Source organism: Escherichia sp. WS33 (assembly GCF_046486385.1).
In the GTDB taxonomy this organism is placed as follows: domain Bacteria; phylum Pseudomonadota; class Gammaproteobacteria; order Enterobacterales; family Enterobacteriaceae; genus ECMA0423.
This window is the reverse complement of sequence record NZ_JBJQLJ010000003.1, coordinates 1-17,326: the sequence shown is the minus strand read 5'-3', so window position 1 is coordinate 17,326 and position 17,326 is coordinate 1. Positions and strand designations below refer to the sequence as shown.

21 protein-coding genes and 1 other annotated feature are annotated in these 17,326 nt (G+C 51.6%); of the genes, 11 read left to right on the top strand and 10 right to left on the bottom strand.

Annotated elements, in window-relative coordinates:
- Window positions 1–16 precede the first annotated feature (16 nt).
- The 9 genes from hisIE to hisL all read right to left on the bottom strand — a co-directional run bounded on the left by hisIE (window position 17) and on the right by hisL (window position 7,243).
- Window positions 17–625: a bifunctional phosphoribosyl-AMP cyclohydrolase/phosphoribosyl-ATP diphosphatase HisIE gene (gene hisIE / locus ACJHXA_RS03595; RefSeq protein ID WP_000954878.1), complete on the bottom strand. Its 609-nt coding sequence runs from the start codon at window positions 623–625 to the stop codon at window positions 17–19.
- Window positions 619–1,395, bottom strand: a complete 777-nt coding sequence (gene hisF, locus ACJHXA_RS03590) for an imidazole glycerol phosphate synthase subunit HisF (RefSeq protein WP_000880161.1) — start codon at window positions 1,393–1,395, stop codon at window positions 619–621. The genes hisIE and hisF overlap by 7 nt, the downstream gene beginning before the upstream one ends.
- The gene (gene hisA, locus ACJHXA_RS03585; RefSeq protein WP_000586449.1) at window positions 1,377–2,114 is read right to left on the bottom strand and encodes a 1-(5-phosphoribosyl)-5-[(5-phosphoribosylamino)methylideneamino]imidazole-4-carboxamide isomerase; all 738 of its coding nucleotides are present in this window, start codon (window positions 2,112–2,114) and stop codon (window positions 1,377–1,379) included. The genes hisF and hisA overlap by 19 nt, the downstream gene beginning before the upstream one ends.
- Window positions 2,114–2,704, bottom strand: a complete 591-nt coding sequence (hisH, locus tag ACJHXA_RS03580; RefSeq protein WP_032248772.1) for an imidazole glycerol phosphate synthase subunit HisH — start codon at window positions 2,702–2,704, stop codon at window positions 2,114–2,116. The genes hisA and hisH overlap by 1 nt, the downstream gene beginning before the upstream one ends.
- Entirely contained in the window at window positions 2,704–3,771 is a 1,068-nt protein-coding gene (gene hisB, locus ACJHXA_RS03575) for a bifunctional histidinol-phosphatase/imidazoleglycerol-phosphate dehydratase HisB (RefSeq protein WP_032248774.1), read from the bottom strand. Before hisB ends, hisH begins: the two co-directional genes overlap by 1 nt.
- Entirely contained in the window at window positions 3,771–4,841 is a 1,071-nt protein-coding gene (gene hisC / locus ACJHXA_RS03570; protein WP_032248775.1) for a histidinol-phosphate transaminase, read from the bottom strand. The genes hisB and hisC overlap by 1 nt, the downstream gene beginning before the upstream one ends.
- Window positions 4,838–6,142 carry a histidinol dehydrogenase gene (gene hisD, locus ACJHXA_RS03565; RefSeq protein ID WP_001572810.1) on the bottom strand — a complete coding sequence of 435 codons (1,305 nt, stop codon included), beginning with the start codon at window positions 6,140–6,142 and terminating at the stop codon, window positions 4,838–4,840. Before hisD ends, hisC begins: the two co-directional genes overlap by 4 nt.
- Window positions 6,143–6,147: 5 nt before the next feature.
- Window positions 6,148–7,047: an ATP phosphoribosyltransferase gene (gene hisG / locus ACJHXA_RS03560; RefSeq protein WP_000131782.1), complete on the bottom strand. Its 900-nt coding sequence runs from the start codon at window positions 7,045–7,047 to the stop codon at window positions 6,148–6,150.
- A gap of 46 nt (window positions 7,048–7,093) precedes the next feature.
- Window positions 7,094–7,217, bottom strand: a sequence feature (His leader region).
- Complete coding sequence (hisL, locus tag ACJHXA_RS03555; protein WP_001364200.1) at window positions 7,193–7,243, bottom strand: his operon leader peptide; 51 nt, start codon at window positions 7,241–7,243, stop codon at window positions 7,193–7,195. (Overlaps the previous feature by 25 nt.)
- A gap of 282 nt (window positions 7,244–7,525) precedes the next feature.
- Between hisL and yefM the strand changes: the two genes are divergently transcribed.
- The 8 genes from yefM (at window position 7,526) to tsuB (ending at window position 13,013) form a co-directional block, all read left to right on the top strand.
- Complete coding sequence (yefM, locus tag ACJHXA_RS03550) at window positions 7,526–7,777, top strand: YoeB-YefM toxin-antitoxin system antitoxin YefM (RefSeq protein WP_001259255.1); 252 nt, start codon at window positions 7,526–7,528, stop codon at window positions 7,775–7,777.
- The gene (yoeB, locus tag ACJHXA_RS03545; protein ID WP_000767829.1) at window positions 7,774–8,028 is read left to right on the top strand and encodes a type II toxin-antitoxin system mRNA interferase toxin YoeB; all 255 of its coding nucleotides are present in this window, start codon (window positions 7,774–7,776) and stop codon (window positions 8,026–8,028) included. The genes yefM and yoeB overlap by 4 nt, the downstream gene beginning before the upstream one ends.
- An 82-nt stretch (window positions 8,029–8,110) precedes the next feature.
- On the top strand, window positions 8,111–8,935 hold the full coding sequence (locus ACJHXA_RS03540; protein ID WP_000754737.1) for an SDR family oxidoreductase: 825 nt from the start codon (window positions 8,111–8,113) through the stop codon (window positions 8,933–8,935).
- Window positions 8,936–8,980: 45 nt separating this feature from the next.
- A complete protein-coding gene (locus ACJHXA_RS03535) occupies window positions 8,981–9,910 on the top strand; it encodes a LysR substrate-binding domain-containing protein (RefSeq protein WP_000803360.1) in 930 nt (309 codons plus the stop codon).
- Between the two features lie 214 nt (window positions 9,911–10,124).
- A complete protein-coding gene (gene yoeI, locus ACJHXA_RS03530) occupies window positions 10,125–10,187 on the top strand; it encodes a membrane protein YoeI (RefSeq protein WP_010723108.1) in 63 nt (20 codons plus the stop codon).
- Window positions 10,177–11,535, top strand: a complete 1,359-nt coding sequence (gene plaP / locus ACJHXA_RS03525) for a putrescine/proton symporter PlaP (protein ID WP_000019197.1) — start codon at window positions 10,177–10,179, stop codon at window positions 11,533–11,535. The genes yoeI and plaP overlap by 11 nt, the downstream gene beginning before the upstream one ends.
- A 178-nt stretch (window positions 11,536–11,713) precedes the next feature.
- Complete coding sequence (gene tsuA, locus ACJHXA_RS03520) at window positions 11,714–12,772, top strand: thiosulfate utilization transporter TsuA/YeeE (RefSeq protein WP_034169328.1); 1,059 nt, start codon at window positions 11,714–11,716, stop codon at window positions 12,770–12,772.
- Window positions 12,773–12,785: 13 nt separating this feature from the next.
- Window positions 12,786–13,013 carry a thiosulfate utilization sulfurtransferase TsuB/YeeD gene (gene tsuB / locus ACJHXA_RS03515; RefSeq protein ID WP_000985273.1) on the top strand — a complete coding sequence of 76 codons (228 nt, stop codon included), beginning with the start codon at window positions 12,786–12,788 and terminating at the stop codon, window positions 13,011–13,013.
- Between the two features lie 42 nt (window positions 13,014–13,055).
- Here the strand turns inward: tsuB and sbcB are convergent, their stop codons facing one another.
- Entirely contained in the window at window positions 13,056–14,483 is a 1,428-nt protein-coding gene (gene sbcB / locus ACJHXA_RS03510) for an exodeoxyribonuclease I (protein WP_000980570.1), read from the bottom strand.
- A 208-nt stretch (window positions 14,484–14,691) separates the two neighbouring features.
- Here sbcB and dacD point away from each other — a divergent pair, with 208 nt between their 5' ends.
- The 3 genes from dacD to ACJHXA_RS03495 form a co-directional block, all read left to right on the top strand.
- Complete coding sequence (gene dacD / locus ACJHXA_RS03505; protein WP_001320295.1) at window positions 14,692–15,858, top strand: serine-type D-Ala-D-Ala carboxypeptidase DacD; 1,167 nt, start codon at window positions 14,692–14,694, stop codon at window positions 15,856–15,858.
- 118 nt (window positions 15,859–15,976) lie between these two features.
- Window positions 15,977–16,450: a DNA gyrase inhibitor SbmC gene (gene sbmC, locus ACJHXA_RS03500; RefSeq protein ID WP_001105393.1), complete on the top strand. Its 474-nt coding sequence runs from the start codon at window positions 15,977–15,979 to the stop codon at window positions 16,448–16,450.
- 197 nt (window positions 16,451–16,647) lie between these two features.
- Window positions 16,648–17,326 (top strand): FUSC family protein (locus ACJHXA_RS03495; protein ID WP_001200903.1); only part of this gene is annotated, 679 nt, incomplete at its 3' end.

Below are 17,326 nucleotides of genomic sequence, written 5' to 3'. Positions count from 1 at the left end.
TGCGGGGGCCAACGCGTTAATGCCGATTCTTCAGATTATCAATCACTTCTCCGAGATCCAGCCCTTGATCCTGCAACAACACCAGCAGGTGATACATCAAATCAGATGCCTCGTTGGTCAGTTCAAAGCGGTCATGTACTGTCGCTGCCAGTGCGGTTTCCACCCCTTCTTCACCCACTTTCTGCGCAATGCGTTTGGTGCCGCTGGCATACAGTTTGGCGGTGTAGGAGGTTTCCGGGTCGGCTGATTTGCGTTCGGCGAGCAGTTGTTCCAGTTGATACAGAAACAGCCACTGGTGAGCAGTTTCGCCGAAGCAGCTGCTGGTGCCTTTATGGCAGGTTGGTCCGATAGGATTCGCCAGTACCAGTAGCGTGTCGTTGTCGCAGTCCGGCGCAATATTTACTACGTTGAGGAAATTGCCCGACGTTTCGCCTTTGGTCCACAGTCGCTGTTTAGTGCGCGAGAAGAAAGTGACTTTGCCGCTTTCGATGGTTTTGTCTAAGGCTTCCGGGTTCATATAGCCCAGCATTAACACTTCGCCGGATACCGCGTGTTGCACAATCACCGGCATAAGTCCGTCGGTTTTTTCCCAGTCCAGTTCGCGGCGTTGTTGTTCTGTTAACATATCCTGATCTCCACGCCCTGTGTTGCCAGGTACGCTTTTAATTCACCAATATTGATTATTTGTTTGTGGAATACGGAAGCTGCCAGCGCACCGTCAACGTCGGCATCGCGGAAAGCTTCGAGGAAGTGTTCCATGGTGCCCGCGCCACCGGAGGCAATTAGCGGGACGTGGCAAACTTCACGCACTTTTTTCAGTTGTTCGAGGTCGTAACCGTTACGCACGCCGTCCTGATTCATCATGTTGAGGACGATTTCTCCGGCACCGCGTTTTTGCACTTCCTGTACCCAGTCGAGCGTTTCCCACTGAGTGACGCGGGTGCGGCTTTCGTCGCCGGTATATTGATTCACATGATATTTACCGGTTTCGCCGTCGTACCAGGTATCAATACCGACCACAATACACTGCACGCCAAAGCGATCCGCCAGGCGAGTAATTAACGTCGGGTCCGCCAGCGCAGGGGAGTTGATGGAAATTTTATCCGCGCCAAAGGAAAGAATTTTGGCGGCGTCATCCAGCGATTTAATCCCACCCGCCACACAGAACGGAATGTCGATCACTTCCGCCACGCGAGATACCCAGCTTTTATCTACCACACGGCCATCGCTGGAAGCGGTGATATCGTAGAACACCAGTTCGTCTGCACCTTCTTCAGCGTAGCGTTTTGCCAGCGGCACGATATCGCCAATGATTTCATGGTTGCGAAACTGTACGCCTTTCACCACCTGACCATCACGAACGTCGAGACATGGGATTATGCGTTTTGCCAGCATGCGATGGCCTCCTTCACGGTGAATTTACCTTCCAGTAATGCACGACCAACTATTACGCCGCGAACGCCAGTACCACGCAGGGCAGCAACATCGTTAATGTCGCCAATGCCGCCGGATGACTGAAATGCCACCTGCGGATATCTGGCACACACTTCTTCATATAAAGAGACGTTAGAACCTGCCAGCGTGCCGTCACGCGAGATATCGGTACACAGCACATGTTTCAGGCCGACGGGCAGATAGGTTTCCACCAGTTGTTCCAGTGAAACGCCCGAGTTCTCTTGCCAGCCGCTGACTGCCACCTGCTTGTTGCCTTGCTCGTCAATACGGACATCCAGCGCCAGCACTAAGGCATCGGCACCGAAGCGTTCAAACCAGCCTTTCACCATTTCTGGTGATTTCACCGCGGTGGAGCCGACCACCACGCGCGCAACGCCCGCTTCCAGTAACGCCGCCACATCTTCTTCGCTACGCACGCCGCCGCCAACCTGCACCGGTACGTTAACGCCCGCCACCAGGGTTTTAATCAGCGGGATTTGACGTTTAGCCGGATCTTTTGCCCCGGTCAGATCCACCAGATGCAGCACTTCGGCACCCTGCGCGGCGTAATCCTGTAAGCGCGGCAGCGGGTCGTTACCGTAATCGCGCTGTTTGCCGTAATCGCCCTGATGGAGACGCACCACGGTGCCGTCGATTAAATCTAATGCCGGAATAATCATCACATCTCCAGGAAGTTTTTCAGCAACTTAGCGCCAGCGGCACCAGAACGCTCCGGGTGGAACTGCACGCCGTAGAAGTTATCTTTTTGTACCGCCGCGGTGAACGGTTCGCCGTAATTACACTGGGCAATGGTCCACGGATTGACCGGCATTGCGTAACTGTGAACAAAGTAAAAGTATGCGCCGTCTTCAATCCCCTGAAACAGGCGGTTGCCTGCCTGCGGGTAAACGCGGTTCCAGCCCATATGCGGCAGCGGCAGACCAAAGTCGGTCATTTTCGGCACGTCTTCGTCGATGATGCCCAGTAAATCGACGCCGTTGCTCTCTTCGCTGCGCCGCCCCAGCAGTTGCATCCCTAAGCAGATGCCCAGCACCGGTTGGGTACAGGCTTTGATGAGATCAAACAGCTCGCGCTCACGCACCTGATCCATCGCTGCTTGTGCGGTGCCAACGCCGGGTAAAAACAGTTTATCGGCCAGCAACACCACGTCCGGGTCACGGCTGACTTTGGGGTCATAACCGTGGCGCGCAATGGCAGACTTCACCGAGTTCAGATTGGCGCAGCCGGTATCAAGGATCACCACGTTCATTACAGCACTCCTTTTGACGAGGGCAGGGTGTCGCCTTCCACGCGGATGGCCTGGCACAGGGTGCGACCAAAGGCTTTGAACAGGCTCTCTACACGGTGATGATCGTTTTTACCTTTGGTTTTCAGGTGTAGCGTTACGCCCATGGTGTAAGAGAGCGAACGGAAGAAGTGCTCGATCATCTCGGTGCTGAGATCGCCCACGCGCTGGTAGGTAAATTCAGCTTTATATTCCAGGTGCGGGCGACCAGAGATATCCAGCGCGCAGCGGGCAAGGCATTCGTCCATCGGCAGTACAAAACCAAAGCGGCAAATACCGCGTTTGTCGCCAAGGGCGATTTTTAACGCTTCGCCCAGCGCCAGGCCGGTATCTTCGACGGTGTGGTGATCGTCGATATAGAGGTCGCCTTTGACGTTGATTTCCATACGGAAACCGCCGTGGGTGGCGATCTGATCCAGCATATGATCAAAGAAGCCAACGCCGGTGTTAATCTTGCTGCCACCTTCGCGATCCAGCCACACCTGGACGTCAATTTGCGTCTCTTTGGTGTTGCGCACTACATGGGCGTAACGGTCTCGTTTAGTGAGCTGCTCGCCAATCATTGGCCAGTTCAGGGTTTCGCGGTCGTAGCGTAAACCATTAATGCCCATGTTTTCCGCCAGCTGAATATCGGTCGCGCGATCGCCAATCACATAACTATTGGCACGATCCATCGCTTGCTCAGCCAGATAACGCTCCACCAGTTTTACTTTCGGCTTACGGCAGTCGCACTCATCGGCGGGCAGGTGCGGACAAATCAGCACTTCATCAAACTGCACGCCTTGCGAGGTGAAGATCTGCATCATCAGGTTGTGCGGGCCATCGAAATCCACCTGCGGGAAACTTTGTGTTCCCAGACCATCCTGATTGGTGATCATCACCAGCTTGTAGCCCGCTTTTTGCAGCTTCAGCAGCTGCGGGATCACGCCCGGTTCAAAGGCGAGTTTGTCAAAACGGTCCACCTGAAAATCACTCGGCGGTTCGCTAATCAGGGTTCCATCGCGATCGATAAAAAGATACTTCTGACTCATCAAACTTGCTCCGCACGTAAGGCGTCAATGACGCGCTGGCTTTCTTCACGGGTTCCGACGGTAATTCGTAGGCAGCCGCTTAAAGAGGGTTGTTTATTCTGATCACGTAAGATAATGCCCTGATCCCACAAAGATTTAAACACTGCGCTGGAGGCTTTAAAGCGTGCCAGAATGTAGTTGGTTTCGGAGTCGAAAACCTGCTCCACGATGGGGATCTCTTTCAGTGCGGCAATCAGGTATTCGCGTTCTGCAATAATTTGCGCTACCCGTTCGCGCATGGCGACGATCCCCTGCGGGCTTAACGCCTGGGCCGCAATGTCGGCAACCGGCGTCGAGAGCGGGTAGGGGGCGATCACTTTCATCAGCAGGTTGATGACTTCTTCGTTTGCCAGCGTAAATCCGCAACGAAGCCCCGCCAGAGCAAAAGCTTTCGACAGTGTGCGCAAAATAGCCAGGTGCGGATATTCCGCCAGCCAGCCAGCCAGCGATGCCTGTGGGCAAAACTCGATATAGGCTTCATCGGCAACCACAATCGCCTTACCGCGCGTTAACTCCAGCAGAGTGCGAAAATCCTGCGGGTTGATCAGTTGCCCGGTCGGGTTGTTGGGGCTGCAAACATAGACCACTTTTACGCCGTCCAGCTTGTCGGAAATGCCCTGTAAGTCCAGTTGCCAGTTTTCCAGCGTCGGCACAGTGCGGCACTCGACGCCAATGGTTTCAGCGCTGACGCTGTACATGCCGTACGTTGGCGGGCAGTAGAGGATGGCGTCTTTACCCGGTTCGCAAAAAGCGCGAATCAGTAGTTCAATACCTTCGTCCGCGCCACGGCTGACCAGCACCTGTTCCGGTTTTACGCCTGCATATTGCGCGTAATTTTCAATCACCGCTTTCGGCTGGCATTCCGGGTAGCGGTTGAGCGTTTGCTGAGTAAGCTGAAACTCCACGGCTGTGGGATATTCGTTGGCGTTCAGCCAGACGTCGCCATTACCGCCCAGACGACGCGCCGACTGATACGGCGTCAGGTTGCGGACGTTTTCACGCGCTAAATCGGTAATAGTCACGGTGCTCATGCTTGCTCCTTAAGGGCGTTAACACGCAAAGTAACGGCATTTTTGTGGGCGGTCAGGCGCTCGGCGGCGGCCAGTGTTTCAATGGTCGAAGCCAGCGCGGAGAAACCTACTTTCGACAGTTCCTGCACGGTCATCCGCTTCTGGAAATCCGCCAGTCCGAGGCTGGAACAGGTGGCGGTGTAGCCGTAAGTCGGTAGAACGTGGTTGGTGCCGGAGGCGTAATCACCTGCCGATTCCGGTGACCAGTCACCAAGAAATACCGAACCGGCACTGGTAATGCCATCGACCAGTTCGCGGGCGTTGCGGGTCTGAATGATCAGGTGCTCCGGGCCGTACTGGTTGGAGATCTCTACGCACTGTGCTAAATCGTTGGTCACGATTAGGCGGCTGGCGTTCAGTGCCTGGCGGGCGGTTTCGGCACGCGGCAGTTCTGCCAACTGGCGTTCGACGGCCTCGGCAACGCGACGCGCCATATCAGCAGCGGGCGTCAGTAAAATCACCTGTGAGTCCGGGCCGTGTTCAGCCTGAGAAAGCAAATCAGAAGCCACGAAATCTGGCGTAGCGCCGCTGTCAGCAATCACCAGCACTTCCGACGGGCCTGCGGGCATATCGATCGCCGCACCGTCCAGACGCTGGCTCACCTGACGTTTCGCTTCGGTGACAAAGGCGTTACCCGGCCCGAAGATTTTGTCCACTTTCGGCACAGATTCAGTACCAAACGCCAGTGCGGCAATGGCCTGTGCGCCGCCGACGTTAAACACGTCCTGTACACCGCACAGCTGCGCCGCATAAAGGATCTCATCGGCAATCGGCGGCGGTGAGCACAGCACCACTTTTTTACAGCCCGCAATACGCGCCGGAGTTGCCAGCATTAATACCGTTGAGAAGAGCGGGGCGGAGCCGCCAGGAATATACAACCCAACTGAAGCGACTGGGCGCGTGACCTGCTGGCAACGTACGCCTGGCTGAGTTTCAACATCTACCGGCGGTAGTTTTTGCGCAGTGTGGAAGGTTTCAATATTCTTTACTGCCACCGCCATCGCCTGTTTTAGCTCGTCGCTCAGGCGTCCGCTGGCGGCGGCAATTTCCTCAGCAGACACCTTCAGTGCGGTAACCGTGGTTTTATCAAACTTCGCGCTGTATTCCCGCAGGGCCTCATCGCCGCGTGCTTTCACGTTATCGAGAATATCGTTAACAGTGCGGGTAATGCTTTCAGAGGCGGAAATCGCCGGGCGCATTAACAGCTGGCGTTGTTGCTCCGCAGTACAGCTATTCCAGTCAATGATTGTGTTAAAGCTCATGGCGATCACTCCATCATCTTCTCAATCGGCAGGACCAGGATTGAACTGGCACCCAGCGCTTTCAGTTTTTCCATGGTTTCCCAGAACAGGGTTTCGCTGCTGACCATGTGCATCGCTACGCGTTGTTGGTCACCCGCCAGCGGCAGAATAGTTGGGCGTTCGGCACCTGGCAGCAGGGCGATGACTTCATCCAGACGTTCGGTCGGTGCGTGCATCATGATGTATTTTGATTCGCGCGCCTGGATCACACCCTGAATACGGGTCAGCAGTTTGTCGATCAGTTGCTGTTTGGATTCTTCCATTTCGCCATCGCGTTGTATCAGGCAGGCTTTCGAGCGATAGATAACTTCGACTTCGCGCAGGCCGTTAGCTTCCAGCGTGGCACCGGTGGAAACCAGATCGCAAATCGCATCCGCCAGTCCGGCACGCGGGGCGACTTCAACAGAACCGTTCAGTAAGCAGGATTTAAAAGAGATACCTTTCTGGTCGAGATAACGCTTGAGCAGGTGAGGATAAGAGGTGGCGATACGTTTACCGTTTAAGGAGAGCGGGCCATCCCAGGCTTCATCAACCGGCGTTGCCAGTGAAAGTCGGCAGCCGCCGAAATCCAGACGACGCAGGGTAAAGTAGCGTGGATCTTCACCCTGGGCGCGGCGGTTAAGCAGCTCTTCTTCCAGCACGTTTTCGCCGATAATCCCGAGGTCAACCACGCCGTCCATTACCAGACCGGGAATGTCGTCGTCACGCACGCGCAGAATATCAATCGGCATGTTTTCTGCCATCGCGATCAGGCGCTGGGTGTGAAGATTGATTTTAATGCCACAGCGCGCCAGCAATTCGCGTGAGTCATCACTTAAACGGCCGGATTTCTGCATAGCTATGCGTAAACGAGTGTTGTCTGTCATTTTCTTATTCCTCTTTAAACCTGTCTGAACCGTTATCAACCGCGCAATAAAAAAGCCCCCGGAAGGTGATCTTCCGGGGGCTTTCTCATGCGTTCATGCACCACTGGAAGATCTGAATGTCTTCCAGCACACATCGCCTGAAAGACTAGTCAGGATGATGGTGATGATGGTGGTGTTTAAATTGAACGCGTGTCATAAAAGTCTCTGTGAATGTTTATTCAACTGATGTCTTTTAACCTAAACCACTTTCACGTTAGAAAGCAAGGGCTTTTTTATATATTTTATGGCGATGGATTTGTTTAATGAATGAGCGGGGAAAGGAGGGGGCTAAGAGGACTGTCCTCTAAGCTGACGGCACCAAAAATAGCGAAGCCTGGATTTTCGTCTCACTGACAATACCTTGATCTACAAACTAATTAATAAATAGTTAATTAACGCCCATCATTGTACAATGAACTGTACAAAAGAGGAGATTGACATGCGTACAATTAGCTACAGCGAAGCGCGTCAGAATTTGTCGGCAACAATGATGAAAGCCGTTGAAGATCATGCCCCGATCCTTATTACTCGTCAGAATGGAGAGGCTTGTGTTCTGATGTCACTCGAAGAATACAACTCGCTGGAAGAGACGGCTTATCTACTGCGTTCCCCCGCTAACGCCCGGAGATTGATGGACTCAATCGATAGCCTGAAATCAGGCAAAGGAACAGAAAAGGACATTATTGAGTGAAACTAATCTGGTCTGAGGAATCATGGGATGATTATCTGTACTGGCAGGAAACAGATAAGCGAATTGTTAAAAAGATCAATGAACTTATCAAAGATACCCGCAGAACGCCATTTGAAGGTAAGGGGAAGCCAGAACCCCTGAAACATAATTTGTCAGGTTTCTGGTCCCGACGCATTACAGAGGAGCACCGTCTGGTATACGCGGTTACCGACGATTCACTGCTCATTGCAGCATGTCGTTATCATTATTGAACAGATTCATTCATAGAATGAATTGTCAGTTTTGATACGCTAGCGTAGCCTTATAGATCTAAGGTGTATCAGGAGATAACGGATGAAAAAGGTCGCAATTGTCGGGTTAGGGTGGTTAGGCATGCCGCTGGCGATGTCACTTTCAGCGCGAGGCTGGCAAGTCACCGGGAGTAAAACCACACAAGATGGTGTCGAAGCGGCCCGAATGAGTGGCATTGATAGCTATCTGCTTCGCATGGAGCCTGAGTTAGTTTGCGATTCTGACGATCTGGATGCCCTGATGGATGCCGACGCGCTGGTCATTACGCTTCCGGCACGTCGTAGCGGCCCCGGCGATGAGTTCTATTTACAAGCGGTACAAGAGTTAGTGGATAGCGCGCTGGCCCATCGTATTCCCCGAATTATTTTTACCAGCTCAACGTCTGTCTATGGCGACGCGCAAGGCACGGTGAAAGAAACCACCCCGCGTAATCCGGTAACCAACAGTGGACGAGTATTAGAAGAACTCGAAGACTGGCTGCACAATTTACCCGGTACTTCGGTCGATATTCTGCGTCTTGCGGGGCTGGTCGGACCGGGACGTCATCCCGGACGCTTCTTTGCCGGAAAAACCGCGCCTGATGGTGAACATGGTGTTAATTTAGTCCATTTAGAAGATGTTATTGGCGCTATCACTCTGTTGTTACAGGCACCTAAAGGCGGACACATCTATAATATATGTGCGCCAGCTCACCCTGCGCGTAATGTTTTCTATCCGCAGATGGCCCGTTTACTGGGGCTGGAACCTCCGCAGTTCAGAAATAGTCTGGACAGCGGCAAAGGTAAGATTATTGATGGCAGTCGGATTTGTAATGAACTGGGGTTTGAATACCAGTATCCCGATCCGCTGGTAATGCCGCTGGAGTAAACGATCACGCCAGCAGGACGCCGCATACACTGCAAGGGGGCGTGTATGAAACCACTGCTGGATGTGTTGATGATCCTCGATGCCTTAGAAAAAGAAGGCAGTTTTGCGGCGGCGTCGGCCAAACTCTACAAGACGCCGTCCGCTCTGAGTTACACCGTTCACAAGCTGGAAAGCGACCTTAATATTCAATTGCTTGATCGTAGCGGACACCGCGCTAAATTCACCCGCACCGGAAAAATGTTATTAGAGAAAGGGCGGGAAGTTCTGCATACCGTGCGGGAACTGGAAAAGCAGGCGATCAAACTGCATGAAGGCTGGGAAAACGAGCTGGTGATTGGCGTGGACGACACGTTTCCTTTTTCTCTGCTTGCGCCACTGATTGAAGCTTTTTATCAACATCATAGCGTGACGCGCCTGAAGTTTATCAATGGCGTACTCGGTGGTTCCTGGGATGCCCTGACTCAGGGGCGAGCGGATATTATTGTTGGCGCGATGCATGAGCCACCATCTTCCAGTGAGTTTGGTTTCTCGCGGTTGGGCGATCTGGAACAAGTCTTTGCGGTCGCGCCTCATCATCCGTTAGCCATGGAAGAAGAGCCGTTAAATCGTCGTATTATTAAGCGATATCGGGCGATTGTGGTGGGGGATACCGCGCAGGCAGGCGCTTCGACGGCCTCACAACTTCTCGACGAACAAGAAGCCATTACCGTTTTCGATTTTAAAACCAAGCTGGAGCTGCAAATTAGCGGCCTCGGCTGTGGCTATTTACCCCGTTATCTGGCGCAACGTTTTCTCGATAGTGGCGCGTTAATCGAGAAGAAAGTGGTCGCCCAAACTCTCTTTGAACCCGTCTGGATTGGCTGGAACGAACAGACCGCAGGGCTTGCCAGCGGCTGGTGGCGGGATGAAATTTTAGCAAATAGTGCGATCGCCGGTGTTTATGCAAAATCTGATGACGGAAAATCAGCCATTTAAAGAAAAATTATTATGACAAGCCTCTCATTCTCTTGTCATTTCCCCCCCATTTAGGCACAATGCGCCGCTGTCAAAAAATGACTAAAAACCGACGTTTCATCAGCGTCGGTTATTTTTTGCTTCAAACCAATCATTCATACCAAGAGGCCGGGCTTCGTACCGGATAGATATTTACTAAAAATCGACAGTTGTTGTCGCTGAGGAATCCAAAAAAATGGGGCAATTTTTTGCTTACGCGACGGTTATCACCGTAAAGGAGAATGACCATGTCGCATAACGTTACTCCAAACACCTCTCGCGTGGAATTGCGTAAAACGCTTACGTTAGTTCCGGTTGTAATGATGGGTCTTGCCTATATGCAGCCGATGACGCTGTTTGATACTTTTGGTATCGTTTCAGGCCTCACGGATGGTCATGTGCCGACAGCCTATGCGTTCGCATTGATTGCGATCCTGTTTACGGCTCTGAGCTACGGGAAGCTGGTTCGCCGCTATCCTTCTGCTGGCTCTGCATACACTTACGCCCAGAAATCCATTAGCCCGACTGTCGGCTTTATGGTGGGTTGGTCTTCTCTGCTCGACTATCTGTTCGCGCCGATGATCAACATTCTGCTGGCGAAAATCTATTTTGAAGCTCTGGTGCCTTCCATCCCATCGTGGATGTTTGTGGTGGCGTTGGTGGCCTTCATGACCGCCTTTAACCTGCGTAGTCTGAAATCCGTAGCGAACTTCAACACTGTAATCGTCGTGTTGCAGGTGGTGCTGATCGCGGTGATTCTGGGCATGGTTGTTTATGGCGTATTTGAAGGTGAAGGCGCTGGTACGCTGGCGAGCACTCGTCCATTCTGGTCTGGCGATGCGCATGTTATCCCGATGATTACCGGGGCGACAATCCTGTGCTTCTCCTTTACCGGCTTTGACGGCATCAGCAACCTGTCGGAAGAAACCAAAGATGCAGAGCGCGTGATCCCGCGTGCGATTTTCCTGACCGCGCTGATTGGCGGCATGATCTTCATCTTTGCAACTTACTTCCTGCAGCTGTACTTCCCGGATATCTCTCGCTTTAAAGATCCGGATGCGTCACAGCCTGAAATCATGCTGTATGTTGCAGGTAAAGCATTCCAGGTTGGTGCGCTGATCTTCTCCACCATTACCGTACTGGCGTCCGGTATGGCGGCGCACGCAGGCGTAGCGCGTCTGATGTACGTAATGGGTCGTGACGGCGTGTTCCCGAAAAGCTTCTTCGGTTATGTACACCCGAAATGGCGTACTCCGGCGATGAACATCATCCTGGTTGGCGCGATTGCCTTGCTGGCAATCAACTTCGACCTGGTAATGGCTACAGCGCTGATCAACTTTGGTGCGTTGGTGGCGTTCACCTTCGTTAACCTGTCGGTCATCTCGCAGTTCTGGATCCGTGAGAAGCGTAACAAGACGCTGAAAGATCACTTCCAGTATCTGTTCCTGCCGATGTGTGGTGCGCTGACCGTTGGTGCGCTGTGGGTTAACCTGGAAGAAAGCTCAATGGTTCTGGGTCTGATCTGGGCGGCTATCGGTCTGATTTACCTGGCTTGCGTCACCAAGAGTTTCCGTAACCCGGTTCCGCAGTACGAAGACGTAGCGTAATCATCTTTTGTAATAATAAACCGGAGTCGAATGAATATTGGGCTCCGGTTTTTTTATTCTTTTTTATCGATATCCTCATTAATAACCATTTGTTCTAATTTAGAGAATTTGGTTATTGGTCTGCATTCCACCAGTCATGAATAATTTCCCTATTAACATTCATCTGGTTAATTAATTTATGTTTTCAATGATATTAAGCGGGCTAATTTGTGGTGCTCTGCTGGGATTTGTCATGCAGCGTGGGCGTTTTTGCCTGACAGGTGGTTTTCGCGATATGTATATCGTGAAAAATAATCGCATGTTTTACGCCTTGCTGATTGCAATTTCGGTACAAAGCGTGGGGGTTTTTGCGTTAATTCAGGCGGGCCTACTGACTTACGAAGCCGGGGCGTTCCCGTGGCTTGGTACTGTTATAGGTGGGTATATCTTCGGGCTGGGAATTGTTCTGGCGGGTGGATGTGCCACCGGGACCTGGTATCGCGCGGGTGAGGGATTGATCGGCAGTTGGATCGCGCTTTTCACTTATATGGTGATGAGTGCGGTGATGCGTTCTCCACATGCCAGTGGTTTAAATCAAACCTTGCAGCACTACAGTACTGAACATAACTCTATTGCTGAGACTTTTAATTTGTCTGTGTGGCCGTTGGTTGCCGTTTTGCTGGTGATAACGCTCTGGGTGGTGATGAAAGAGTTGAAGAAGCCAAAACTCAAAGTCGCGACCTTACCGCCGCGCCGAACCGGGATCGCTCATATTCTGTTTGAAAAACGCTGGCATCCCTTTGTCACTGCTGTACTCATCGGTTTGATTGCGCTTTTAGCCTGGCCCCTGAGTGAAGCAACCGGACGCATGTTTGGGTTAGGAATCACTTCCCCAACGGCCAATATTCTGCAATTTCTGGTCGCGGGTGACGTGAAATACATTAACTGGGGCGTTTTCCTGGTGTTAGGGATCTTCGTGGGGTCATTTATTGCAGCCAAAGCGAGCCGTGAGTTCCGCGTTCGCGCAGCTGATGCACAAACAACATTACGTAGCGGGTTAGGTGGTGTACTGATGGGCTTCGGTGCCAGTATTGCAGGTGGTTGCTCTATCGGTAATGGACTGGTTATGACTGCAATGATGACCTGGCAGGGCTGGATTGGCCTTGTATTTATGATTCTCGGAGTCTGGACTGCGTCCTGGCTTGTGTATGTTCGACCGCAGCGTAAGGCGCAACTGGCAACTGCTGCGGCAAATTAAGTAAGGTGTAAAGATGGCGATTAAAAAGCTGGATGTGGTGACGCAGGTCTGTCCGTTTCCACTCATAGAAGCAAAAGCAGCACTGGCAGAAATGGCCAGCGGCGATGAGTTGGTAATTGAGTTTGATTGCACCCAGGCAACAGAAGCAATCCCACAATGGGCGGCAGAAGAAGGACATGCCATCACCGATTATCAGCAGATTGGCGATGCTGCGTGGAGCATCACCGTTCAAAAAGCCTGACCCAACATTGTCCTCCGCCGTATCAGCGGCGGAGGCTTCAAACTAGACGATCTCTTCCGCGTACTGCCAAAGCGCTTTTAACAGCGCCACTTTTTCTTTATCGTCGGCATACTGCTGCGCCAGCATCTGAATCTCTTCTGCATAGCCTTGTAAAAACTCGGGTGTGAATACCTGGCGGCGGTGCTCCAGCCAGCGTTGCTGCTCGGCATAATCCAGCGTCCCCGGGAAGTTGCGCGCCCGATAATTGAACAACAGTTTTTCAATTCGTTTATCAACAAAAGTGATATCCAGTGCCGGTAAATTACGTGGCTCGGTTTCCAGCACAATTTTCATTGCTGCGCGATCGGCGTCACTGAAAAAGCCGTTATAAAGCTGTGCATCCACGTTATCTGAAGGCGTAAACGGTTCGGCTTCCGCGAATATCGCCACCACTTTTTCGCGCACTTGCGGATTTTCACGCAGAATTTTTAGGTTATCGAGGCAATGCTGACGATTAATTCCCAGTCGGTCGGCATCTTCCGGGCGTAGCGTATTCGCCTGGGCCAGCACCGGACATTTATTGATATGCACCAGCTTAACCGGAACGGCGGCGTTATCGCCAAGATCGGTTTTTGCGGTATATAAACGCTCGCGCAATGTGTCGCTATCCAGTTCCAGTAATGGCGAAATGTCTCCTGCCAAATCCACCATAATTACGGCATTGCGATTTTCTGGATGCCACGCCAGCGGTGCCACCCAGCTGGTATTGCCGCGCCATGCCCCAAACATTCCGGAAACGTGAACCAGGGGTTTCATCTGCGGAACATCAATCAACGCCATCAGTTTGTGTTTATTACGATGGGTAAAGAGATAATCAAACAGGCGTGGCTGACGCGTTTTTACCAGTTTCGCCATCGCAATAGTGGCGTACACATCAGCCATCGCATCGTGGGCGTTGCTATGTTCAATACCATTCGCTTTGGTTAAATGCTCAAGGCGAAAGCTCGGTAGACCGTCATCATTTTCAGGCCAGTTTATTCCTTCCGGGCGCAGGGCATAACAGGCACGCATAACATCCAGTAAATCCCAGCGCGAGTTATCATGCTGCCAGCTCCAGGCGTAAGGATCGTAGAAATTACGATAAAAAACGTTGCGTGTGACTTCGTCGTCGAAACGCACATTGTTGTAGCCCAGAATACAGGTCTTCGGTACGGTAAAAAGCGAGTGAATACGGGCGGCAAACGTGGCTTCGTTTTCTCCTTTCGCCCGTGCTTCCTGCGGGGTAATACCGGTAATTAATACTGCTCCAGGCTGGGGTAAATAGTCATCCGCGGGCTTGCAGTAAAAGACTTCGGGTTCGCCGATGACATTGAATTCGTTATCAGTGCGAATGGCTGCGAACTGTGCAGGGCGATCTAACGCGGGGTGCGTTCCAAAGGTTTCGTAATCGTGAAACAAAAAGGTAGATTGTTGCTTACCGTCATTCATCATTAGGTTAAATCCGTTATTTCTGCTGTCTGCCAGAGTATCAAATATCACCGTGCTAATCAGCTTTAGCGCGACAATTTGGCAGCGAGTGACAACAGATCATGTCAGATAAAAATGAGATAGTAGTCACATTTTCTTGCACTTTATTCCAGCCAGTTCATAAGTATTTCCGTAAAAAGAACAGCTATTTGAAACACCTGAGGGTTTGCTGTTGAAACGCCGTCTTATTATTGCTGCTTCTTTGTTCGTTTTTAATTTATCGTCTGGTTTTGCGGCGGAAAACATTCCTTTTTCACCTCAGCCTCCAGAGATTCATGCCGGGTCCTGGGTATTGATGGATTACACCACCGGTCAGATTCTCACCGCGGGTAATGAGCATCAACAGCGCAATCCCGCCAGCCTGACAAAGCTGATGACGGGCTATGTCGTGGATCGCGCTATCGATAGTCATCGCATTACGCCAGACGATATTGTCACCGTGGGGCGTGATGCGTGGGCGAAAGATAATCCGGTGTTTGTCGGTTCTTCACTGATGTTTTTGAAAGAGGGCGATCGCGTATCGGTACGTGATTTAAGCCGAGGTTTAATTGTGGATTCCGGAAATGACGCGTGTGTTGCTCTGGCTGACTATATTGCCGGTGGGCAACGGCAGTTTGTTGAAATGATGAACAACTATGCCGAGAAGCTGCATCTCAAGGATACGCATTTTGAAACAGTGCATGGTCTGGATGCACCTGGCCAGCATAGCTCGGCTTATGATTTAGCCGTGCTTTCTCGCGCTATCATCCACGGCGAGCCCGAGTTTTATCATATGTACAGTGAGAAAAGCCTCACCTGGAACGGTATCACCCAGCAAAACCGTAACGGGTTATTGTGGGATAAGACCATGAATGTTGACGGCCTGAAAACGGGCCATACTTCTGGTGCCGGGTTTAATCTTATTGCTTCGGCTGTAGACGGGCAGCGTCGCCTCATTGCAGTGGTAATGGGTGCTGACAGCGCAAAAGGTCGTGAGGAAGAGGCAAAAAAATTACTGCGTTGGGGGCAACAAAACTTTACTACGGTGCAAATTTTGCACCGTAGGAAAAAGGTCGGTACGGAACGCATCTGGTATGGTGATAAAGAAAATATCGCCCTGGGAACGGAACAAGAGTTCTGGATGGTGCTACCGAAAGCCGAAATTCCACATATCAAAGCCAAATATACCCTTAATGGTAAAGAGCTCACCGCGCCAATTAGCGCCCATCAGCGGGTAGGGGAAATTGAACTTTACGACCGTGATAAACAGGTGGCGCACTGGCCGCTGGTTACCCTGGAATCTGTCGGGGAAGGCAGCATGTTTTCTCGCCTGAGTGATTATTTCCACCATAAGGCCTGACCTTTCTTTTGCAGCAGACTGGCAGGAGTGCGAGTCTGCTCGCATAATCAACACTCATTCCTTGTGGTTTTAATATTGCAACTATACTGTATATAAAAACAGTAATAATGGAGGCGTCATGAACTACGAGATTAAGCAGGAAGATAAACGTACCGTTGCAGGTTTCCATCTCGTTGGCCCGTGGGAACAGACGGTAAAGAAAGGTTTTGAGCAGTTGATGATGTGGGTAGATAGCAAAAATATTGTGCCGAAGGAGTGGGTTGCTGTCTATTACGACAATCCGGATGAAACACCCGCCGAAAAATTACGCTGCGACACCGTCGTGACGGTACCGAATAACTTTACGCTCCCCGAAAACAGTGAGGGCGTCATTCTGACAGAAATTTCAGGTGGTCAATATGCGGTGGCGGTGGCTCGTGTAGTCGGTGATGATTTTGCTAAACCCTGGTATCAGTTCTTTAATAGCCTCTTGCAGGACAGTGCTTATGAAATGTTACCAAAGCCCTGCTTCGAGGTTTACTTGAACAATGGCGCGGAAGATGGGTACTGGGATATCGAAATGTATGTTGCGGTGCAGCCAAAACATCACTAATTCATCTCAGGGCGGTGTGTTGACGCGAAGACCACTCTTTTTTTGAAAGCGAAAAGAGTAAGATGCGCCTTTCAATTTTTTCGCTCCTGCCGGGAAATTACACTGTTCCCGGTTTGTCCGTCGGATAATTCAGAGGCGCGCCTTCTGGCCGACAGATGAGTTATGAGCGCTTTTAATCTTCATTACGGAGTTTCTGCGTGCGTGCCGATAAGTCATTAAGCCCGTTTGAAATCCGGGTATACCGCCATTACCGCATTGTGCATGGTACTCGGGTCGCGCTGGCATTCCTGCTCACTTTTCTCATTATCCGCCTGTTTACTATCCCGGAAAGCACCTGGCCGCTGGTCACCATGGTGGTGATTATGGGGCCAATCTCGTTCTGGGGGAACGTTGTCCCTCGCGCATTCGAACGTATTGGCGGTACGGTGTTGGGGTCGATTTTAGGTCTTATCGCTCTGCAACTGGAGTTAATCTCGTTACCGCTGATGTTAGTCTGGTGCGCGGCGGCTATGTTTCTTTGCGGTTGGCTGGCGCTGGGCAAGAAACCGTATCAAGGTTTATTGATTGGGGTGACGCTGGCAATTGTTGTTGGTTCCCCGACAGGTGAAATTAATACGGCGTTATGGCGAAGCGGCGATGTGATCCTCGGCTCTTTACTGGCAATGTTGTTTACCGGTATCTGGCCACAACGGGCGTTCATCCACTGGCGCATTCAACTGGCAAAAAGTCTGACCGAGTATAATCGGGTCTTGTATTATCCCTCCAGTGCAGAGAAAATCGGCCAGTTTTCTCTGCCTGCAGTCCGCATGCCGTATCGGGCCTTGGGTTCTAACCTGTTGCGTAGATTTATGCAGCGGACTGCCTTTCTCCCAAAGT

Coding starts and splice junctions, on each gene's coding strand:
- sbcB (WP_000980570.1), bottom strand. CDS start 14,483: ATGATGAATGACGGTAAGCAACAATCTACCTTTTTGTTTCACGATTAC.
- tsuB (WP_000985273.1), top strand. CDS start 12,786: ATGGCGATTAAAAAGCTGGATGTGGTGACGCAGGTCTGTCCGTTTCCA.
- tsuA (WP_034169328.1), top strand. CDS start 11,714: ATGTTTTCAATGATATTAAGCGGGCTAATTTGTGGTGCTCTGCTGGGA.
- ACJHXA_RS03540 (WP_000754737.1), top strand. CDS start 8,111: ATGAAAAAGGTCGCAATTGTCGGGTTAGGGTGGTTAGGCATGCCGCTG.
- yefM (WP_001259255.1), top strand. CDS start 7,526: ATGCGTACAATTAGCTACAGCGAAGCGCGTCAGAATTTGTCGGCAACA.
- ACJHXA_RS03535 (WP_000803360.1), top strand. CDS start 8,981: ATGAAACCACTGCTGGATGTGTTGATGATCCTCGATGCCTTAGAAAAA.
- hisIE (WP_000954878.1), bottom strand. CDS start 625: ATGTTAACAGAACAACAACGCCGCGAACTGGACTGGGAAAAAACCGAC.
- hisG (WP_000131782.1), bottom strand. CDS start 7,047: ATGACAGACAACACTCGTTTACGCATAGCTATGCAGAAATCCGGCCGT.
- sbmC (WP_001105393.1), top strand. CDS start 15,977: ATGAACTACGAGATTAAGCAGGAAGATAAACGTACCGTTGCAGGTTTC.
- hisB (WP_032248774.1), bottom strand. CDS start 3,771: ATGAGTCAGAAGTATCTTTTTATCGATCGCGATGGAACCCTGATTAGC.
- hisF (WP_000880161.1), bottom strand. CDS start 1,395: ATGCTGGCAAAACGCATAATCCCATGTCTCGACGTTCGTGATGGTCAG.
- hisD (WP_001572810.1), bottom strand. CDS start 6,142: ATGAGCTTTAACACAATCATTGACTGGAATAGCTGTACTGCGGAGCAA.
- hisA (WP_000586449.1), bottom strand. CDS start 2,114: ATGATTATTCCGGCATTAGATTTAATCGACGGCACCGTGGTGCGTCTC.
- plaP (WP_000019197.1), top strand. CDS start 10,177: ATGTCGCATAACGTTACTCCAAACACCTCTCGCGTGGAATTGCGTAAA.
- hisH (WP_032248772.1), bottom strand. CDS start 2,704: ATGAACGTGGTGATCCTTGATACCGGCTGCGCCAATCTGAACTCGGTG.
- hisC (WP_032248775.1), bottom strand. CDS start 4,841: ATGAGCACCGTGACTATTACCGATTTAGCGCGTGAAAACGTCCGCAAC.